Origin of the sequence: Butyricicoccus faecihominis, assembly GCF_024462775.1 — a bacterium.
In the GTDB taxonomy this organism is placed as follows: Bacteria; Bacillota; Clostridia; order Oscillospirales; family Butyricicoccaceae; genus Agathobaculum; species Agathobaculum faecihominis_A.
In genome coordinates this window covers 68,864-86,649 of sequence record NZ_JANGCE010000013.1, presented here as the reverse complement: position 1 = coordinate 86,649, position 17,786 = coordinate 68,864, and the positions used below count along the sequence as shown (strand labels likewise).

Annotated in this window: 17 protein-coding genes; 3 read left to right on the top strand and 14 right to left on the bottom strand. The window is 59.6% G+C overall.

The annotated features are described in order from the left end of the window. Nucleotides 1–47: 47 nt before the first annotated feature. Complete coding sequence (locus tag NE562_RS08750; RefSeq protein ID WP_280962023.1) at nt 48–1,163, bottom strand: substrate-binding domain-containing protein; 1,116 nt, start codon at nt 1,161–1,163, stop codon at nt 48–50. A 336-nt stretch (nt 1,164–1,499) separates the two neighbouring features. On the opposite strand from NE562_RS08750, the gene NE562_RS08745 reads away from it, so the two are divergent. Then, nucleotides 1,500–2,156, top strand: a complete 657-nt coding sequence (locus NE562_RS08745; RefSeq protein WP_280962022.1) for a GntR family transcriptional regulator — start codon at nt 1,500–1,502, stop codon at nt 2,154–2,156. A gap of 202 nt (nt 2,157–2,358) precedes the next feature. Here the strand turns inward: NE562_RS08745 and NE562_RS08740 are convergent, their stop codons facing one another. The 6 genes from NE562_RS08740 to moaC form a co-directional block, all read right to left on the bottom strand. Continuing rightward, complete coding sequence (locus tag NE562_RS08740) at nt 2,359–2,811, bottom strand: (2Fe-2S)-binding protein (RefSeq protein ID WP_280962021.1); 453 nt, start codon at nt 2,809–2,811, stop codon at nt 2,359–2,361. Continuing rightward, nucleotides 2,808–3,662, bottom strand: a complete 855-nt coding sequence (locus NE562_RS08735; RefSeq protein WP_280962020.1) for an FAD binding domain-containing protein — start codon at nt 3,660–3,662, stop codon at nt 2,808–2,810. The genes NE562_RS08740 and NE562_RS08735 overlap by 4 nt, the downstream gene beginning before the upstream one ends. After that, nucleotides 3,659–5,908 (bottom strand): xanthine dehydrogenase family protein molybdopterin-binding subunit, encoded by a 2,250-nt coding sequence (locus NE562_RS08730; protein ID WP_280962019.1) that lies wholly within the window; start codon nt 5,906–5,908, stop codon nt 3,659–3,661. Before NE562_RS08730 ends, NE562_RS08735 begins: the two co-directional genes overlap by 4 nt. Nucleotides 5,909–5,912: 4 nt before the next feature. Next, nucleotides 5,913–6,920, bottom strand: a complete 1,008-nt coding sequence (locus NE562_RS08725; protein WP_280962018.1) for a pyridoxal-phosphate dependent enzyme — start codon at nt 6,918–6,920, stop codon at nt 5,913–5,915. A 129-nt stretch (nt 6,921–7,049) separates the two neighbouring features. Next, on the bottom strand, nt 7,050–7,718 hold the full coding sequence (locus NE562_RS08720; protein WP_280962017.1) for a GntR family transcriptional regulator: 669 nt from the start codon (nt 7,716–7,718) through the stop codon (nt 7,050–7,052). Nucleotides 7,719–7,827: 109 nt separating this feature from the next. Further along, nucleotides 7,828–8,316 carry a cyclic pyranopterin monophosphate synthase MoaC gene (gene moaC, locus NE562_RS08715; RefSeq protein WP_280962016.1) on the bottom strand — a complete coding sequence of 163 codons (489 nt, stop codon included), beginning with the start codon at nt 8,314–8,316 and terminating at the stop codon, nt 7,828–7,830. A gap of 170 nt (nt 8,317–8,486) precedes the next feature. Between moaC and NE562_RS08710 the strand changes: the two genes are divergently transcribed. Both NE562_RS08710 and NE562_RS17815 read left to right on the top strand, forming a co-directional pair. Then, the gene (locus tag NE562_RS08710) at nt 8,487–9,386 is read left to right on the top strand and encodes a helix-turn-helix transcriptional regulator (RefSeq protein WP_280962015.1); all 900 of its coding nucleotides are present in this window, start codon (nt 8,487–8,489) and stop codon (nt 9,384–9,386) included. A 67-nt stretch (nt 9,387–9,453) separates the two neighbouring features. Further along, nucleotides 9,454–10,152 (top strand): zinc ribbon domain-containing protein, encoded by a 699-nt coding sequence (locus NE562_RS17815; RefSeq protein WP_330645882.1) that lies wholly within the window; start codon nt 9,454–9,456, stop codon nt 10,150–10,152. A 58-nt stretch (nt 10,153–10,210) separates the two neighbouring features. Here the strand turns inward: NE562_RS17815 and NE562_RS08695 are convergent, their stop codons facing one another. The 7 genes from NE562_RS08695 to iolE all read right to left on the bottom strand — a co-directional run bounded on the left by NE562_RS08695 (nt 10,211) and on the right by iolE (nt 17,676). Then, nucleotides 10,211–11,215, bottom strand: coding sequence for a LacI family DNA-binding transcriptional regulator (locus tag NE562_RS08695; protein WP_280962014.1), 1,005 nt, complete (start codon nt 11,213–11,215; stop codon nt 10,211–10,213). 181 nt (nt 11,216–11,396) lie between these two features. Beyond that, on the bottom strand, nt 11,397–12,086 hold the full coding sequence (locus NE562_RS08690) for a PIG-L deacetylase family protein (protein WP_280962013.1): 690 nt from the start codon (nt 12,084–12,086) through the stop codon (nt 11,397–11,399). Between the two features lie 32 nt (nt 12,087–12,118). Next, entirely contained in the window at nt 12,119–13,144 is a 1,026-nt protein-coding gene (locus NE562_RS08685; RefSeq protein WP_280962012.1) for a sugar ABC transporter substrate-binding protein, read from the bottom strand. A 34-nt stretch (nt 13,145–13,178) separates the two neighbouring features. Further along, entirely contained in the window at nt 13,179–14,168 is a 990-nt protein-coding gene (locus NE562_RS08680; RefSeq protein ID WP_280962011.1) for a Gfo/Idh/MocA family protein, read from the bottom strand. A 19-nt stretch (nt 14,169–14,187) separates the two neighbouring features. Next, nucleotides 14,188–15,213, bottom strand: coding sequence for an ABC transporter permease (locus NE562_RS08675; protein WP_280962010.1), 1,026 nt, complete (start codon nt 15,211–15,213; stop codon nt 14,188–14,190). Beyond that, on the bottom strand, nt 15,213–16,724 hold the full coding sequence (locus tag NE562_RS08670) for a sugar ABC transporter ATP-binding protein (RefSeq protein WP_280962009.1): 1,512 nt from the start codon (nt 16,722–16,724) through the stop codon (nt 15,213–15,215). The genes NE562_RS08675 and NE562_RS08670 overlap by 1 nt, the downstream gene beginning before the upstream one ends. A 46-nt stretch (nt 16,725–16,770) precedes the next feature. Next, complete coding sequence (gene iolE, locus NE562_RS08665) at nt 16,771–17,676, bottom strand: myo-inosose-2 dehydratase (protein WP_280962008.1); 906 nt, start codon at nt 17,674–17,676, stop codon at nt 16,771–16,773. Nucleotides 17,677–17,786: the final 110 nt, after the last annotated feature.

Genomic DNA, 17,786 nt, shown 5'->3' with positions numbered 1-17,786 from the left:
CCCCCCCCCCCCCCCCCCCCCCCCCCCCCCCCACGCCCCTACGCTTGTTACTTAAAGAATGCCTGCGCCTCGTCTTCGCTCCAGTACTCGGTCAGCAGGTAATCGTCGCCCTTGCCCTCAAGAAGCGGCTCTACGTCGGCGATATTGTCGTCCGTATACCAGTTCTTCACATCGTAGATGCAGGCTCTGCCGTACAGGCCGCCCAGCTTGGATTCATCGAGCTGCTTATCCTCGGCCAGATTGACCGCGATGCGCAGGCCGGACGCGACGATGCTCGGCGGGTTCGGCTGCGAGCAAACCTTGATATCCTTGCCCTCTTCCTTAAGCTTCACGTATTCCTTATAGTTGGCCGTGCCGCACTCGATAAACGCGGCCTTGGGGCACTTGCCCAGATCGGTGAACGCGGTCAGGCAGCCGAAGCCCATCGAGTCCTGCGTGATCAGGCCGTCGATCTCGGTGCCGCCGCCTAGGATCTGAGAGGTGACCTGCTTGGCGACCTGATTGTCCCAGCCGCCGCTGGTGGAAGCGACCAGATTGATATCGGGATAGTTTTTCAGCACGTCCTCGGTCGCGCGGATACGTTCGTTGTTGGCCGGGTGGCCCTCGCCGCCGTAGACCTGAATCACGTTGCCCTTGCCGTCCAGCGCTTCGCAGATGTACTTGGCTACGCGTTCGCCCCAAGCGTAATGATCGATCGAGACGCAGTAAACGCCTTCCACATCGACCTCGCAGTCGGCGGCGACGACCGTCTTGCCCGCCGCTACCGCTTCCGCCAGCACGCCGTTCAGATCGGTCGGGCTGTTCGGGTTGACCACGATGACGTTGATCGAATCATCGTTGATGAAGTCGCGGATGATGTTGGCCTGTTCGTTGGAGTCCCAGTTGGTCGTGTTGTTAACAATCTTGTAATCCTTGATACGGCCTTCGGCCTTGTACTCTTCGGCGACCGTGGTAAAGTCGTCAATCCCTTCCTGACGGAACGTGGTGCCGGCCGCGCCGGTCGAAAAGCCTACCACGATGTCGCTCGACGACGCGGGCGCATCGCCGCCCGCCTGCGCGTTCGTGTCCGGCGTATCGCCGCCCGCTTCTCCGCCGCCACCGCAGCCGGACAGCATGCCAAGGGTCATCATACCGCTCAGTAATAATGCTACCAATCGTTTCATGTTGATTCCTCCAAACTTTCTCTTTGATTTCCGAGTGTTCCGATATGCCTTGTCGATTATATATTAAATATTTTATATAATCGATTATCGGATTGTGTGTATTATGTCATTCTCCTTCGGCAAAGTCAAGGCGTTTTCTGGATGTTTTACACAAGTCACAGGAAGTTTGTAAGGTTGTTAAAAAATTAATAATCGTTTTTATATAATCCTACAAAGGGCCTTATTCTTGGTAGAAAATAACGCTTTGCCGTTTTTGCTTGACTTTTTTCCTTCCCTGACTTATGCTGGTAAAAGAAATGTCGTACCTGTCATGTCACAGGAAAGGAGTGTTATTCTATGTCCCCCACGCCCCGGCCCGCCACTAAGGAACGCGCGGCGTATGAAGCGATCCGCTCGGCAATCATAAGCGGCGGCCTTCAGCCCGGCCAGCAGGTATCCATCCGCGATCTGGCCGCGCGGTTCGGTCTGGGCCGCACCCCGATCACGGACGCCATGAAGCGCCTTGCGATTGAGGGCTGGCTCGAAAGCGAGCCCGGCGTCGGCACGCGCGTCGCCGCGCTCGATCTGGGCGACCGCTATGAATACATGCAGGTGCGCGGCGCGATCGAGGTATTGGCCGCGCGGCTGTGCGCCGAGCATATCACCCCCGAGGCCGCGCTTGATTTGGACCACTGCCTAGCGGTGGCGCGGCTCGCCATTGACAGCCGGAACTGGCTGCGCGCGATCGAGGCCGATATCGAGTTCCACCGCCTTTGCGCGGAAAAGTGCGGCAACCGCTTTCTTATGGAGTTTTATGACCGCCTGCTCACGCAGGACGAGCGCGTGTTTTACCGCAACCTGCCCGACCCGGACGCGCGCATCCAGTCGCACGCGCAGCATCAGGCGATCGTGGACGCGATCAAGTCCGGCGACCCGGCCGGCGCGGCAGCCGCCGCCCAGCGGCATACCGATACGATCTTGCAGCGCCTGCAATCGGATCAAAACAAGCATTGAACAAAAAAAGGCTGTAAAAAAACTGTTGCAAAATAGAAGAGTACCCAAATGTCATTCTGAACGAAGTGTAGAATCTCGCGCGAACGCGCGTTCGCGCGAGATTCTACGTCGCTTCGCTTCTCGGAATGACAAAATTGGCAGCATTCTTCGCTTTGCAACAGTTTTTTATTCATTTGTGAAAATTTATTTTACAGCACCTTTTTTATTCCGCCGCGGCCTGTACGGCGCGCACGATGGAATCATAGCCCGTGCAGCGGCACAGGTTGCCGGACAGCGCGCGCCGGATCTCCGCCTCGGTCGGATGCGGGTCGCGCAGCAGCAGCGCCTTGGCGCTCATCAGCATGCCCGGCGTGCAAAAGCCGCACTGGACCGCGTGCTGTTCCAAAAAGGCCTTTTGCAGCCGTGAGAGCTCACCGTCCTGCTGCAAACCCTCCACGGTGTAGACCGTTCTGCCCGCCGCCTGTCCCGCGAGGAACAGGCAGGCATTGACCGGTTCGCCGTCCACGATCACCGTGCACGCGCCGCACTCGCCCACGCCGCAGCTTTTCTTGGTGCCTGTCAAATGCAGCTTTTCCCGCAGCAGATCGAGCAGGGTCATCGCGGGATCGCAATCGATTGCAATGGCTTGGTCGTTGAGCGTAAAGCACAGTTTCATGTCGTCCCCTCCTCCCATGTTTTGCGAAGCAGCGCCGCCGTAAAGTCCGCCGCGACCGGCAGCTTATAAACGCTGGACGCGCGCTTGCCGGTCTCGCGCAGGATGGTATCGGATACAAGCGCCCCTACGCGCGCAAAGAGCGCGTCATCCGGCCTTTGCTCCAAAAGCGCCGCCTCGGCCTCTGTAAAGCGCTGGGGCCGGTCGGTCGCGGCGCCGATGCACAGCCGCGCCCCGGCAATTTTTCCTTCCCGCGCGGTGAGCAGGCACGCGCCGTTCAGCCGCGCGATCGACAGGGCGTTTCGCCGCCCGATCTTATCAAAGCCCTGCCGCGTATGCGGCGGCAGCGGCGGGATGGCAAACGAAACGATCAGCTCGCCGGGTTCCAGCGCGTTTTGGGATGCGCCTGTCACAAGCTCGGCCACCGGAACGTTTCGGCCGCCGCCTGCGCTTTGTATATGAGCCACCGCGTCCAGCGCGGTCAGCGCGGGCGTCAAGTCCGCCGCCGGGCTGGCATTCGCCACATTGCCGCCCGCCGTGCCCCGGCTGCGTATCTGCGGCGAACCGATGGAGGCCGCCGCTCGGCAAAGAACGGGAAAACGCTCCCACAGCAGCGCGTTTCGCTCGATCTCGGTAAAAGTAACAGCGGCGCCGAGCACAACCGCGCCGTTCGTCTCGCTTATCCCGCGCAGCGCCACAAGGCGCGTCACATCCAGATACGCGGCGGGCGCGCGCCGTCCTTCCCTGCGCTGTACGACCAGATCCGTGCCGCCCGCGAGGATCGCGGGCGCGTCCTCCCGCGCAAGCAGCGCAAGCGCTTGCTCCAAGCTGTCCGGCTGATAAAATGCGCTCATCCCTGCGCCTCCTTTCGCTTTTGCTCGACTGCCGCGCGCACCGTTTCAAGCGTAAAGGGCAATTCACGCAGCCGCACGCCCAGCGCGCGATCAATCGCGTTCGCCACCGCGGGCGCGACCAGCGCGGTGGACGCTTCGCCCACCCCGTGCACGCCCAGCGGGTTTTCCGCCGGCACTTCGGCCAAGGGCAGCGCGCGCACGCCCTTGGTGTCCATTGCCGTGGGCAGCAAATAGGTATTGAAATTCCGGGTCTTTAATACGCCGTTTTCCGGCTCCGCCTGTTCGGTCAGCGTGTAGCCGAGCGCCATTGCCACGCCGCCCGCGATCTGTCCGCACGCTTCGGGGTAATTGACAATTTCGCCGATATCGTGCAGGCACAGCAGGTCGGTCACTTCGATCTTGCCGGTCACCGGGTCGATCTCCACCTCGGCCCCGGCCGCACCGTAACTGAACGCATAGTAGGTATTGCCCTGCGCCCGCTCAAAATCCCAGCTGGTCCGCGGCGCGACCCATTGGCCGTGCGCGTCCGTGCGCACGCCCGCCAGCGCGCACAGCCCGGCGGCCTCTGCAAACGAGGCGAGCGTTTGCCCGCGCGCGGTCAGCATCCCATCCGCGAAGGCGATCTCCGCGGCCGGTATGCCGGCTTGCTCCGCAACGACCGCCGCCATCTCGTCGCGCACGGCCTCGGCCGCGAGCCGAACCGCGTTGCCGCCCGAAATGGTGCCGCGCGAGCCCGCGGTCGCGCCGCTGTCCGGCACATAGGCCGTGTCGACCGGGCACACGGTCACATTGGCAAGCGGCACGCCAAGCACCCCGGCGCACACCTTGGCCATGATCGCGTGCGCGCCCTGCCCCACTTCGCTGATGCTGGTATAAATATTGACGCTGCCATCGGCCTGCACCCGCACATCGGTCCCCGCCACATCCGCGTCGCGCGCGGCAGCGCCGTAGGATTCGCCGCGATGCAGGCAGGCGATGCCCCGGGCGCGGTATTTGCCCTCCGGCGTGATTTCGGGCGCGCCAAGCGGAAATTCCCGTTCCAGCCGGTCCAAGCATTGCGGCAGGCTGACGCGGGTCAGCGTCTGTCCGGTCGCGCCGATCGAGCCTTCGCGCACCATATTTTTGCGGCGCAGGGCATAGGGATCGATATGCAGCTCGCTCGCCAGCTCGTCGATCAGGGATTCGGATGCGAAGTCGACCTGCGGCGAGCCAAAACCGCGCACCGCGTCCGAATAAACGTTGTTGGTGAACGCCGCGCGAATATGGGTATGCACGTTTTCAATTTCATACGGGCCCGCCGCCTCGACCGCCGCGCGCCAGATCGTCGCCAGACTGCGCGAACGGTACGCGCCTGCATCGGCCACGCCGTCGATGCGAAGGGCCGTGATCTTACCGTCCCGCGTCGCGCCGATACGGTAGGTCAGCCGGAAGGGGTGACGTTTGGTGCCCTCGACCATGCATTCCTCGCGCGTCCACGCCATTTTACACGGGCGGCCGGTTTTCATCGCGGCCACGGCCGCGCGCGTTGCGATCACGACGATATCGATATCCTTGCCGCCGAACGAACCGCCCACGGCGGGCTGGATCACCCGCACGCGGTTTTGCGGCAGGCCGCAGGTGGCGGCAAGGCTTTTCTTGATGTTGAACGGGAACTTGCAGGGGGCGTATACCGTGATCCCGCCGCCCTCCGGCACGACGACGGCCACGTCCCCCTCGATCGCGGAATGCTGGATGCGCTGGGTCTTATAGGTGCGTTCCAGCACCACATCGGCTTTCGCGAAGCCCGCTTCCACATCCCCCTTGCGGACGAGGTGCTCGCAGGCCAGATTATGGTCGCCGTACAGCACGACCGAGCGGTCGCTCAGCGCCTTAACCGGATCGAACACGGCGGGCAGCGGCTCGTACCGCACCTTGACCGCAGCGGCAGCCGCTTCCGCCTGCTCGCGCGTTTCCGCCGCGACGACCGCCACGCCGTCGCCCGCCGAATTGACCAGTTCGTCAGCCAGCATCGGTTTATCGCACGGCGGCTGATTGACGCCGGGCACATCCTTCGCGGTATATACGCCCGCCACGCCCGGCATTCCCAGCGCCGCAGCCGCGTCTATCTCCAATATGCGCGCGCGCGGATGCGGGCAGCGCACGGTCACTGCGTGCAGCATGCGCGGAAACTGCAGATCGTCCGCGTATTTTGCGGCGCCGGTCAGCTTTTCCATCACATCGGCCCGGCAAAAGCCTTCGTTACCCATCGCTTCAGCCCTCCTCAAATTGCGTTAGAGCGGCATAATCGTAGTATAAATTCATGCCCCCCGTGTGTAAAAATACCACGCGGCCATCCGCCGGGAACGCGCCCCGGCGGACCAGCTCGGTCAAACCATAGAGCGCCTTACCCGAATAGACCGGATCGGTGAGTACGCCCTCGGTCCGCGCCAACCGGCACATCGCGCGATATTGCTCGCCGCACGGCTTGGCATAGCCAGCCCCGGCATAGCCTTCGACGCACTGTACCGCTTCGTCGGGCACGGGCGGTAAATCCAGAAACTTTGCCAGCTCCCCGCACTGCGCCAGAACCGAAGCGCGCATTTCCGCTTCGCTTTTCCCGGTCACGCCGACGCCGATCACCCGCGTTTGACAGCCCAGCCGGTGCAGGCCGACGATCAGCCCCGCCTGTGTGCCGCCCAAACCGCAAGGGCATACGATCGCGGCCGGCGCGTCCACGCCCCATTGCGCGGCAAGCTCGTCCGCCGCCCGCACATACCCGCAGCAACCCAGCGCGCCCGCGCCGCCGCGCGGCATAAAGTAAACGCTGCCGCCCCTTGCCCGCGCTTCCTCCCGGAGCCTTTGCGCCAGCGGCATGCTTTCCACCGGGCCGGAGGGCGGCGCGGTCGTCGTTTCCACCGCGTCCGCCCCGGCCAAAGAATACAGCGCGCGTTCGGGCGACTGCGCAAAGCGGTAGGCGGGATCGCCCCACGCCTCCATGATGAGCGACGCGCGCATGCCTTCCCGCCTCGCCAGCAGCAGCACGATCTCGTTATGGCAGCACTGGTTCGTGCTCGCCGTGATGATCGTGTCCGCGCCGGCGCGCACGGCGTCCTCCATCAAATAGTCCAGCTTGCGCAGCTTGTTGCCGCCGAACGGCAGCAGATCGTCGCGCTTGATCCAAATTTCCGGGCCGCCGAGCGCTTCCGAAAAGCGCGGCAGCTTTTGCAGCGGCGTCGGCTGTTCGACATACCCCCGCCGTGGGATCGAGGTAAACTCCATATCGCAGCTCCTTTCGCATTTTTGTCATGTCTGTCATGACAATAATGTATCACCGGTTCCCCCGTCCCGTCAAGCCCCTCTAATCAAAAAAAGAAGCGGTGCATTCCCAAAAAACGCACCGCTTTTTTGTTAATTCTGCTCAGCCGCCATCCGCTCGTCCAATTCATCGACCAGCTCGGCGATATGCCGCCGCGTTTCCTCCAGCGCGGCCTGTTCATCGCGCGCCACCAGCGCCTTATAGATCCGTTCATGGCGCAGGGCCAGCACATCGAGGGTCTTTTCGGAATACTGCGTGCCGAAGTGCGTCCATTCGCGGATATTGCACTGATCCCAAAGGCGCAGCAGCATTTCATTCGGTGAAACGCGCATAATCCGTCCGTGGAAATCCACATCGTACCGAATGTATTGGTCGAAGTCGCGCACGGCGGCCGCTTTTTCCATGCCGTCCAAGCTTTCCTTGACGCGCACGAGCTGCTCATCGGTGATCAGGCGGCAAGCGTCCTGCGTGCCGAGCTGCTCCAGACACATGCGCACCAAATAGGAATCGCGCACGTCCTTGCGGGTGATCTTACGTACAAACGATCCCTGATACGGTATATTCTCAATTAAACCGACGATCTCCAGTTCGCGGATCGCTTCCCGCACCGGCGACTGGGACACGCCTAAATCCTTGGCCCAGCGGGTCTCCACGATACGGTCCCCCGGCTGCAATTCTCCGGAAAAAATGGCTCCGCGGATCGCTTCCTTGATTTCATCACGGTACAGCGCGCGTTTTTTGATTGGCTGGATTGACTCCATACGAATTTTATCTCCTCGTCGCAGAAAAAAGGAATCGGATTCCTGTTTTTACAGTCATATTGTATTTATTTTATGCCGGTACCGCGGGCTTGTCAACGCGAAAAAAGCTTTATTCCATGTTTTTGTCACATTTGTTGACAAAATGACCCGATCTGCCGCCGTTTTTTTCATTTAACCGGACCACTTCGATCTCCATGGAGCGGTCCACCGCCTTGCACATGTCGTAGATCGTCAGCGCGGCCACGGACGCGGCGGTCAGCGCTTCCATTTCTATGCCGGTTTTCCAAGTGCAGCGCAGCGTGGCGGTCACGCGCACGCGGGTCGGGTCCAGCACCTCAAATTCCACGGTCACGCCGTCGATCGGTATCGGATGGCACATGGGAATCAGCTCAAACGTGCGCTTTGCCGCCATAATGCCCGCGATACGCGCACAGGAAAATACATCGCCCTTTTCGATCCGCCCGGCGCAGATCAGCCGCAGCGTTTCCGGCTGCATGACGATCTCGGCCTGCGCCCGCGCCATACGCGCTGAAACAGCCTTTTCCCCCACATCGACCATGCGCGCCGCGCCGTTTTCATCCAAGTGCGTCAGGTTCATGCCGCCGCCTCCTACTTGCAATGTCCGCTTTTTTGTTTTAATATAATCGATTATATATAATGTTTGCTCCGCTGTCAACCGGCCGCTATAAAATGCCGGGCATAAATTTTAAAGCCCCTTGCGGCGCGCCCTTTCTTTTTATGATATACTAACGAACGAGGTGAGGCTACATGCAAAGCGGAAGGCTTTTTGAAATAATCTATGTTTTGCTGGAACGCGGCGGCGCGACCGTGCCCGAGCTGGCGGAGCGTCTGGAGGTATCCGAGCGCACCGTGCGCCGCGATATTGACGCGCTCTCCGCTGCCGGCGTGCCCGTATATGCCGCGCGCGGGCGCAACGGCGGCGTGCGTCTGCTGGATGATTTTGTGCTCAGCCGCTCGCTGCTTTCCGAACGCGAACAGGACGAAATCCTCTACGCGCTGCAAAGCCTGCGCGCGACCGGGGTGGATGTCGGCGCGAACGTTTTGAGCCGCCTGAACGGTCTGTTTCGCCGCGGCACGACGGACTGGATCGACGTGGACTTTTCCAGCTGGGGCAGCGGCGCGGCGGATAAGCAGCTTTTTCCGCTGCTCCGTCAGGCGGTGCTCGACCGCCGCGTGCTGTGCTTTGATTACTATGCGTCCACCGGCGCCAGTTCGCACCGCACCGTCGAACCGATGAAGCTGCGCTTTAAGGGCATGGGCTGGTACTTGCAGGCGTTTTGCCGCGACCGGCATGATTACCGCACGTTCCGCCTGTCGCGCATGGAGAACCTGACGCTCGCAGCGGATACCTTTGCCCCCCGCCCCGCGCCACCCGAGTTAGACGCTGAAACGCAAGCCGTACCGATGGAGCACTTGACCATTCGCTTCGATCCCGCCCTTGCGTTTCGGGTATATGATGAATTTGACCGCGCGCAGATCGAAAAGCAGCCGGACGGGTCGCTCGTCGTGCGCGCGGTATGGCCGGCCGGCTTCTGGGGCTGCGGTTATCTGCTCAGCTACGGCGCGGGCGCGGAGGTGCTTTCTCCCCCGTCGATGCGCGACCGCATGCGCGAGGAAACCGCAAAGCTCTCGGAAAAATACTGTTAAATCCGGTCACGCCCTGTCCGCTTTTGTAGGGTAAGATAAAACCATGAAAGCGGAAAGGATGAATACTATGAATTACGAGATCGTTACACTGCCCGAACGCCGCATCGTCGGCCTTGCTACCCGCGCCGCAAATAACGCGGCGGACTGCGCGGAAAAGATCGGCAGGCTTTGGGCCGACTTTATGGGCGGCGGCGCCTACGGACAGCTGGAGCCTTCCAGCGAGAACGCCATGGTATACGGCGCTTACACCAACTACAACTGGGAGGAAATGAGCTACGATGTGATCGCGGGCTGTGAAAGCGGCACCTGTCCGGCGGGCTTTACCGAAGTTGTGATCCCCGCGGGCAAGTACGCCAAATTCAGCTTCCATGGCGACGTACGCGAATCGACCGCAAAAGCTTGGGATGAAATTTGGAAGATCAAGCTGCCGCGCGCCTTCGGCGTCGACTTTGAAGAATACGTCTCCTGCGGCGACAGCATGGAGGGCGATATCAACATTTACATCGGCCTCGCGGACATCTGCCAATGCTGCGGTATGCCGATGACCAAGGACGCCGACTACGGAACCGAGGCGGACGGCGCCAAGAGCGCGGACTACTGCTGCTATTGCTACCAGAAGGGCGCGTTCACCGCCGACTGCACGATGGAAGAAATGATTGAAATCTGCCTGAACGTAGAGGGCAGCGAAGCCCTTTATACCGATAAGGAAGCGGCCCGCCTGCAAATGCTCGAATACTTCCCGTCGCTCAAGCGCTGGAAGAAATAAGCGGCCTACCATAAACCGCCCCCGCGCCGGAACTTCCATACCGGCGCGGGGGCGGTTTTTACTTTGCGGCCCGGAACGAGTCGCCGGCCACAAATTCCGTTCTGCACAGAATGCGCTGAACAGGCATGCCCGGCTGCGTGATGCGCTTGAGCAAACGCTCCACCGCGCAAACCGCCTGTTCCTCCACAAAATTGTCCACGGTCGCAAGCGTGGGCGTGCAAAGCTGCGCGAGATCGCTGTTGTCAAAGCCGATCACGCCGACATCCTCGGGCACCCGCCGCCCGTTATATTGCAGGGCCTTGATCACGCTCATCGCGATCCTGTCGTTCGCGCAAACGAACGCTTCGGGCAGGGCTGGCAGCGCGTGGATCATCTGCGCCGCCTGCTCCACGTTGCCAAAATCGGCGTAATCGATATCGAGCAAGCAGGTCTTGCTATCCACGACGATGCCGTACCGCTCCGCGATCGCCGAAAAGGCCATCCAGCGTTCAAAAAATCCCTGATCCGGCCGGATCGGCCCGATAAAGCCCGCCCGCTTGCACCCTTCCTTACACAGATGCCGCGCGATCATCTCCATGCCTGAAATATTATCCTCCAGCACGCTGTCCACCTGAATGCCCGGCACATAAAAGCCCGCGCAAAGGATGGGCAGCGCCAGCCCCTTAATCTTTTCCACCAGTTCCCGGCCAATATCGGCCACCATGATAATGCCGGAAATATCATTTGCCGCGCAAAGCTCCTCAATGGTCTCAAGCGGATAGGTCTCCACATTATTGATCGTGATCGTGGGGCAGCAGCGCTCTTTTAGGCAGTATTCAATTTTGTTTTGCAGCCTGCCGAAAAAATACGTGTCCGTATTGTTTGCGTAAGTGGTGAGCACGCAGATATGGGGCATTTCCGTCCGCCGTTTTTTACCGTTATACCCCATTTCCTCCGCGACGCGCAAAACTGTTTGCCGCGTCGTTTCCGAAATGCCCGGCATGTCCCGTAAAACCAGCGATATCGTGTTTTGCGACAGGCCCAGCCGATCGGACAGATCTTTTAATGTTACTCGCTTAGCCATGATTCTCACTTTCCTATATCTAAAACAGCCTGTAAGGATATTTTTTACTGTTTATATTTGTTTTTAGTGTATCAAAACTATGTGGAAAAGTAAAGAGAAAAGGGTCGGTGTGCCGCTTGCACACCGACCCTTTCCGCAGAGGAAATAAAAAAGAGAAGAGAATTGCTGCATATCGGCAGGTTTAGGGAAGCAGCTTGAAATCGGGCATAAACCCAAAGAAGCGGTAGCCCTGAAACGCTTCTCCAAATCGGCATCCCGCCTGATAGCCCCGGAAACGGCCCACCACCTCAATGTTCTCCAAATAGCGGGGATCATACGCGAGCTGGCTTTCATAGGCCATAAACGCATGCACCTTTTTATCCTGCACGTCCGTGATATCCACATACTGCTCCGGCATAAAGCCCACGCCGCCGGCGGGCTCCATAAAGAACACCTGCGGCATTTCCTCCATCGGTTCCTCTTCGACCGGAATGTTTTTGAACGGCAGGGAGATCAGCGCCTTTGTCACGCCCATGCCCACCATGCCATGATCGTTCGAGCCGTCCTGCGGCGTGTGCGTGATGATGACGCGCGGGCGCACCTTTCGGATCGCCGCGACCAGATCGAGCCGCAGCTGCACGGAGTCGATCATCATATCATCCTCGTAGTCGTAAAACATGGGCTCGTTCGCGCCCAAGCGGCGGCAAGCCTCGCGCTGCTCCTCGCGGCGCACCCGCGTCAGCTCCTCCGGCGAGAGCGTGTGGCTGCCCTTGTTGCCGTTGGTGACGACAAGCACCGTTACCTCGTCCCCGCGCTCGATGTATTTCCGGAGCGTGCCTCCGCAGTAGATTTCCGCGTCGTCCATATGGGCGACGATCGCCATGACTTTCATCGTGTCAAACGCTCCTTTCTCTGTAAAGCTGGTTACTTCTTTGCCGCCGCGGCCGCCTTTTCCATCTGTGCGTTCAGATCGGCCTCGAACGTCTCGACGTTGGCGGCGTCCACGATCTGCGTGGAGGTATAGATGGTGCTGTCCACCGTGCCGCCGTCCAGCAGGGTCTGCAGCGCTTCGACGCCCTTAAAGCCCATCTCGATCGGCTTCTGCGCAAGGCTCGCGCCCAGCTTGCCGTCCTTGATCGACTTGAGCGCGTCCGGCGAACCGTCAAAGCCGATGATGAAAATATCGTCGGTCTTCTGCTGGCCTTCCACGGCCTGATACGCGCCGAGCGCCATCTCATCGTTGGTGCAATAAATGATCTTGACGTCGGGCGTGGATTCCATGATGTTCTCCGCCACGTTGACCGCCTTGCCGCGTTCGGAATCCGCGGGCTGCTCGGTGACGACCTCAAAGCCCTTGGCGGTGACCGTGTCGCGCATGCCGCCCGCGCGCGCGTCGTGCGAGGGCAGACCGGCGAGGCCGCGAATGACCGCGATCTTGCAGGGTTCAAAATTATCCACAATGTACTGGCCCACCATTTCGCCGGCCGCGTATTCCGAGCTGCCGATAAAGGTGGCGCGCAGGTCGCGGTTCTCCTCGTCCAGATCCATATCGATCAGCACGACCGGAATGCCGCTTTCCTTGCACTTTTCCAGCGCGGGCAGCACGGCCTTGGTATCGCACGGGGCCAAGACCAGACCGTTCGCACCGGCGGTGATCTGATCCTCGATCATGGCGATCTGACCGGTGACATCGGCCTCGTTCGTGGGCGCGGTGATGGTCACATCCATGCCGAAGTCCGAGCCGCCGTTGATCACGCCGGACTCGATCATATGCCAGTAATCGCTGTTGAGCGACATCAGGATCGCGGAAACGTTCTTTCCGCCCTCAGCCGGACCGCCATCCGCAGACGCTTCGCCCTTTGCGTCGGGCGCGCCGCCGCAGCCGGCGAGCGCCCCCATCAGCAGCGCGGATGCCGTCAGCATCGAGAGTAAGCCTTTGCCCTTTTTCATGTTTCTTCCTCCTTCATCATCTGAGCTTTTCTGTTTATATGGAGTCTACCCTGCACGCCGCTCCGTTCTGAGCAATGCTGCAGTGGCAGGCTTCAACCAGTTTGACGGCGCGCAGACCGACCAGACCGTCGTTCAGGGCGGGCAGGCCCTTTTCCAGCGCGTCGTACATGTGCAGGTGCATCGCGTAATAGCCCCATTTTTTCTCAAACGGCAGCTTGGTGTATTCGTTCGCCTCGATCACCTTGGACAGGCCCGGACAATAGCGGTAGCTGTCCAGCTCCTCCGTGATGACCGACTGATGATCGCCCACGACCTGCACCCGCTCGAACGGGAAGATCCACGAGGCGTGGCCGCAGGTGGTGATCGCGCCTAGGCCGCCGCTTTTGAATTTGAGCTGAATGACAAAATCATCGTCCACCGGGTAGCAGGCCGATTTGCTCAGCGCCGCAACGCTTTCCAGCTCGCCCATCAGGTATTCGGCCATATCGAGAAAGTGGATGGTCGTATCGTACAGGAAGCCGCCCAGATTTTGAAAATCCGCCGCCCAGATCGAGCCCTCGCCGCCCATATCGCCGTCGTTCTGGATGATGTTGATATTGTGCGGATGGTATGTTTGCTGCGACACGCTCTGCTTCGCCGCCAGATAGACCGGCGCGAACCGGCGGTTGTGGCCGACGAACAGGCGCTTCCCGGCGGCCTTTGCCGCGTCCACCATGGCCTGCGCGTCCCGCACGCTGGTCGCCATGGGCTTTTCGGAAAACACGTTGATCCCCGCCGAGAGCAGACGGACCGCCACCTGCGCGTGCAGCTTATTGGGTACGCAGACAAAGGCCAGATCGATCTCCTTGGAGCAGAGCGCGTCCAGATCGGTGACCGGCTCCGCTCCCCACTCCGCGGCGAGCTTTTCCGCCCGCTCCGCCACGGTATCGAACACATATTTTACCTCGGCCCGGCCGGCGGAGCCTATGATGCCGCCATGGATTCTGCCCATCGCGCCGGAACCGATAATCGCTGCTTTCAGCATATTGATCGCCGCCTTTTCATTATTTTGCCGCCTTTGCGGGGCTTAGCTTTTTCACACGAGCGAATCCGCCGTTTCTCACCACGTCGATGAATACGGACAGGATGATCACGCCGCCTAGAATGACCGTCTGCATATCGGGCGTAATGCCGAGCAGATTCAGGCCGTTGCGCAGCACCGCGATGAGCAGAACGCCCACGAACGTGCCGCTGATCGAGCCCTTGCCGCCGAAGAACGAGGCGCCGCCGACGATGACCGCCGCGATCGCGTCATTCTCCCAAGTGACGCCCGCCATTGGATAGACCGCGTCGACACGTCCGGCAAGGATCAGGCCCGCAAGGCCGCACATTAGGCCGCTGAGCGTATAGACCGCGCACAGTGTAAAATCGATATTGATACCGGCCAGCCGCGCCGTGTCGCGGTTGCCGCCGACCGCGTAAATATGGCGGCCGAGCTTGCTGCTGGAAAAGAAAACGCCGAAGATCACATAGATGACCAGCACAATGATCAGGCTGACCGGGATGGGGCCAATATAGGCCGAGCCCGCCCATTTGACCATGTCCGGCATGCCGGAGATCGGCGTGCCCATGGTCAGCAGCAGACAGATGCCGCGGAAAATGTTCTGCGTGCCCATCGTCGAAATAAACGGATGCGGCAGGCGCAGCTTGGTCAGGATAATGCCGTTGATCCAGCCGAGGAACGCGCCTGTTAAAATACAAATCAGGATACAGAGGAACGGCGAAACGCCGGCCTCCACCGCGCGGCCCATGACAACCATGGCGAGCGCCATGGTGGAACCGACCGAAAGATCGATGCCGCCCGTCAGGATGGCCAGCATCAAACTGATGGCTACCAGCGCGCTGCTGGCCGCCTGCCGGATGATGTTGATGAAGTTATTGACGGTCAAAAAGCTGTTGGTCTTGATCGTCAAAAAGAGCATGAGCAGCAGCAACGCGACCAGCGGACCGCTTTTCGCGAGTATTTCCTTTGCTTTCTGCACCGGCGTCGTCTTGGGTTCGCCCATGGCAGATGCTGTCGACTTGTCCATTAGATCTTACCTCCCGTTCCAAGCACCATCAGTTTTTCCTGCGTCATATCCTCCGAACGCGGAACATAACCGGTTTGCCTGCCCTCGTACATGACCAGCACATTGTCGCTCATGCCGAGGATCTCCTGCATCTCCGAAGAGACCATGATGATCGCCGCGCCCTGCTCGGCTAATTTGTTGATGATAGAGTAAATCTCCACCTTCGCGCCCACATCGACGCCCTTGGTCGGCTCGTCGAAAATATACACATGCGCATCGGCCATGACCCACTTTTCAATGACGATCTTCTGTTGGTTGCCGCCCGAAAAGTTCATTGCGTTTTTATGGATATGCAGCGGGCGAAGCTTCATTTTTTCGCCGTATTCCAGCGTTTTGCGCTCCCGCTTGTCCCGCCGCAGCAGGCGCAGCGGGCCTTTAAAATTGTCCAGCGTGGGCAGCGTCACATTTTCCACCACGTCATGGATGAGGATGAGCCCCTCTTCCTTTCGATTCTCGGAGATCAGCACCACGCCGTGCTCGATCGCTTCGCGCGGGTTGCGAATCTGCACTTCCTTGCCGTTCAGCTCGATGCGCCCCGCGCTGAGCGGATCGGCGCCGAACAGGCCTCGCATGGTCTCGGTGCGCCCCGCGCCGATCAGGCCGAACACGCCGAGAATCTCGCCGCTGTGGACAGAAAACGAAATATCTCGAAACTTTTCGCCGCTTAAATGCTCCACGCGGAGCACCTCGTCGCCGATCACGGCGTGGCGCTCGGGATACTTTTCCTCCAAGCTGCGGCCCACCATCATATGGATGATCTGCTCCTCGTCCGCTTGCTCGATCGGAAGCGTCTGGCCGACCTTTTTGCCGTCCTTCAGCACCGTCACCACATCGCCGACCTTTTGCGCCTCGTCCAGCTTATGGGTGATGAACAGGATCGAGATGCCCTCGGCTTTGAGCTGCATCATCAGTTTCAGCAGGCCGTCGATCTCGCGGCGGCTGAGCGAGGCCGTGGGTTCGTCCATAATAATCAGCTTGGCCTTGCGCTGCAAGGCCTTTGCGATCTCTACCATCTGCTTTTGGCCCATGCCCAGTTTTTCGCAGATGGTGTAGGGATCGACCGTGCTGCCCACCTTGGTCAGGTATTCTTTGGCCTGCCGGTATTCTTCCTTCCAGTCGATCAGGCCGTTTTTGAGGATCTCGCTGCCCACGAACATGTTTTCAATCACATTCAGGCACTGGATATTGCTCAGTTCCTGATACATCACGGCAATGCCGAGATCGTAGGCTTCGCGGATGCTGTTGGTATGTACCGGCTCCCCTTTCCAAATCAGCGAGCCTTCGTTCGGTTTTACCACGCCGATGATACTCTTGATCAGCGTGGACTTTCCCGCGCCGTTTTCCCCGAGCAGAATGTGGATTTCCCCCTCGTGAATGGTCAGATCGACATGATCCAAGGCCAATACGCCCGGAAACTGCTTGGTCAGGCCCGTGATCTCCAGCAAAGGCCTGCGCTCCGTCACTGTGCTCATCCTGCGCTGCACTCCCTTTCTTCCATCCGTGGGCGGTAGCTCTTTGTTACACGCCCGTGATCTCTCTGAGGTATTCGCGTGCCATTTTCATAAAGTGAAGCGTCTTGGGGCTGGGCAGGTATTGCTCCGCCTCCACCATCATCCAGCCCTCGTATCCCTTATCGGAAAGGATCTGCATGATGGGCCGGTAATCCATGCCGCCGTCGCCGGGCACGGTGAAGATACCGCATTTGACGGACGAGTTGAAATCGATCTTGTAATCGCGCACCACATCGAGCACCAGCTCGCGGATATTCTTTAAATGCACATAAGCGATACGGTCGGCAAAGTCCGTAAAGAATTTTTCCAGATCGACGTCGCAGTAATGCAGGTGGCCGGTATCGGCCAACAGATAGACCAATTCGGGATCGGTATTGTCGCACAGACGCTTTGTTTCGTCATAGGTCTCGCAGCAGGTACCGGTATGCACGTGGTAAACCAGCTTCATGCCCAAACTTTTTACAAACGCGCCGGCTTCATTCAGCCCTTCGGTAAACAGTTTCCAGCCCGCGTCGTCCAGCTTTTGCACGCCCTTTTTCGCACGGTACTCGCGCGGGTCCCAGCAGTTCGAGCCCGTGCCCTCCGCCGCGACGACGACCTCGCAGCCGCAGTCCTTCAAAAAGCGCGCCTTTTGCTGAAACAGCTCCATATATTCATCCCGCAGTTCCGGGCAACCGAACATGGTATCGCACCAACCGCTTGTCAGTACAAGGCCGCGCTTACCTAGCTCAGTCTTCATGACTTCGGGGTTCTTAGGGAATTTGCGGCCCAGCTCAATGCCGACAAAGCCCGCCTCCGCCGCCTGATCGACGATATCCTCAAACGAGTATTCATCGCCGAGATCCAGCATGTCGTCGTTGCACCAGCAAATCGGATGCGCGCCGAACTTGACGTTTTCAAAAAGTTTTTTCACGGTAGAAACACCTCATATCTAATGTTAAATTTGTTGTTTAAACTATATTATATAACATTAGAAAAGTCAATATGCTTTTTGCAAAAACGTCAGTTCCGCCTTCTCCTAAC

Excerpts from the sequence above, each read along its gene's own strand:
- NE562_RS17815 (WP_330645882.1), top strand. The coding sequence starts at position 9,454 with ATGAATTACGAGATCGTTACACTGCCCGAACGCCGCATCGTCGGCCTT.
- NE562_RS08720 (WP_280962017.1), bottom strand. The coding sequence starts at position 7,718 with ATGGAGTCAATCCAGCCAATCAAAAAACGCGCGCTGTACCGTGATGAA.
- NE562_RS08685 (WP_280962012.1), bottom strand. The coding sequence starts at position 13,144 with ATGAAAAAGGGCAAAGGCTTACTCTCGATGCTGACGGCATCCGCGCTG.
- NE562_RS08670 (WP_280962009.1), bottom strand. The coding sequence starts at position 16,724 with ATGAGCACAGTGACGGAGCGCAGGCCTTTGCTGGAGATCACGGGCCTG.
- NE562_RS08675 (WP_280962010.1), bottom strand. The coding sequence starts at position 15,213 with ATGGACAAGTCGACAGCATCTGCCATGGGCGAACCCAAGACGACGCCG.
- NE562_RS08695 (WP_280962014.1), bottom strand. The coding sequence starts at position 11,215 with ATGGCTAAGCGAGTAACATTAAAAGATCTGTCCGATCGGCTGGGCCTG.
- NE562_RS08740 (WP_280962021.1), bottom strand. The coding sequence starts at position 2,811 with ATGAAACTGTGCTTTACGCTCAACGACCAAGCCATTGCAATCGATTGC.
- NE562_RS08750 (WP_280962023.1), bottom strand. The coding sequence starts at position 1,163 with ATGAAACGATTGGTAGCATTATTACTGAGCGGTATGATGACCCTTGGC.
- NE562_RS08745 (WP_280962022.1), top strand. The coding sequence starts at position 1,500 with ATGTCCCCCACGCCCCGGCCCGCCACTAAGGAACGCGCGGCGTATGAA.
- NE562_RS08710 (WP_280962015.1), top strand. The coding sequence starts at position 8,487 with ATGCAAAGCGGAAGGCTTTTTGAAATAATCTATGTTTTGCTGGAACGC.
- NE562_RS08735 (WP_280962020.1), bottom strand. The coding sequence starts at position 3,662 with ATGAGCGCATTTTATCAGCCGGACAGCTTGGAGCAAGCGCTTGCGCTG.
- NE562_RS08725 (WP_280962018.1), bottom strand. The coding sequence starts at position 6,920 with ATGGAGTTTACCTCGATCCCACGGCGGGGGTATGTCGAACAGCCGACG.
- NE562_RS08730 (WP_280962019.1), bottom strand. The coding sequence starts at position 5,908 with ATGGGTAACGAAGGCTTTTGCCGGGCCGATGTGATGGAAAAGCTGACC.
- moaC (WP_280962016.1), bottom strand. The coding sequence starts at position 8,316 with ATGAACCTGACGCACTTGGATGAAAACGGCGCGGCGCGCATGGTCGAT.
- NE562_RS08680 (WP_280962011.1), bottom strand. The coding sequence starts at position 14,168 with ATGCTGAAAGCAGCGATTATCGGTTCCGGCGCGATGGGCAGAATCCAT.
- NE562_RS08690 (WP_280962013.1), bottom strand. The coding sequence starts at position 12,086 with ATGAAAGTCATGGCGATCGTCGCCCATATGGACGACGCGGAAATCTAC.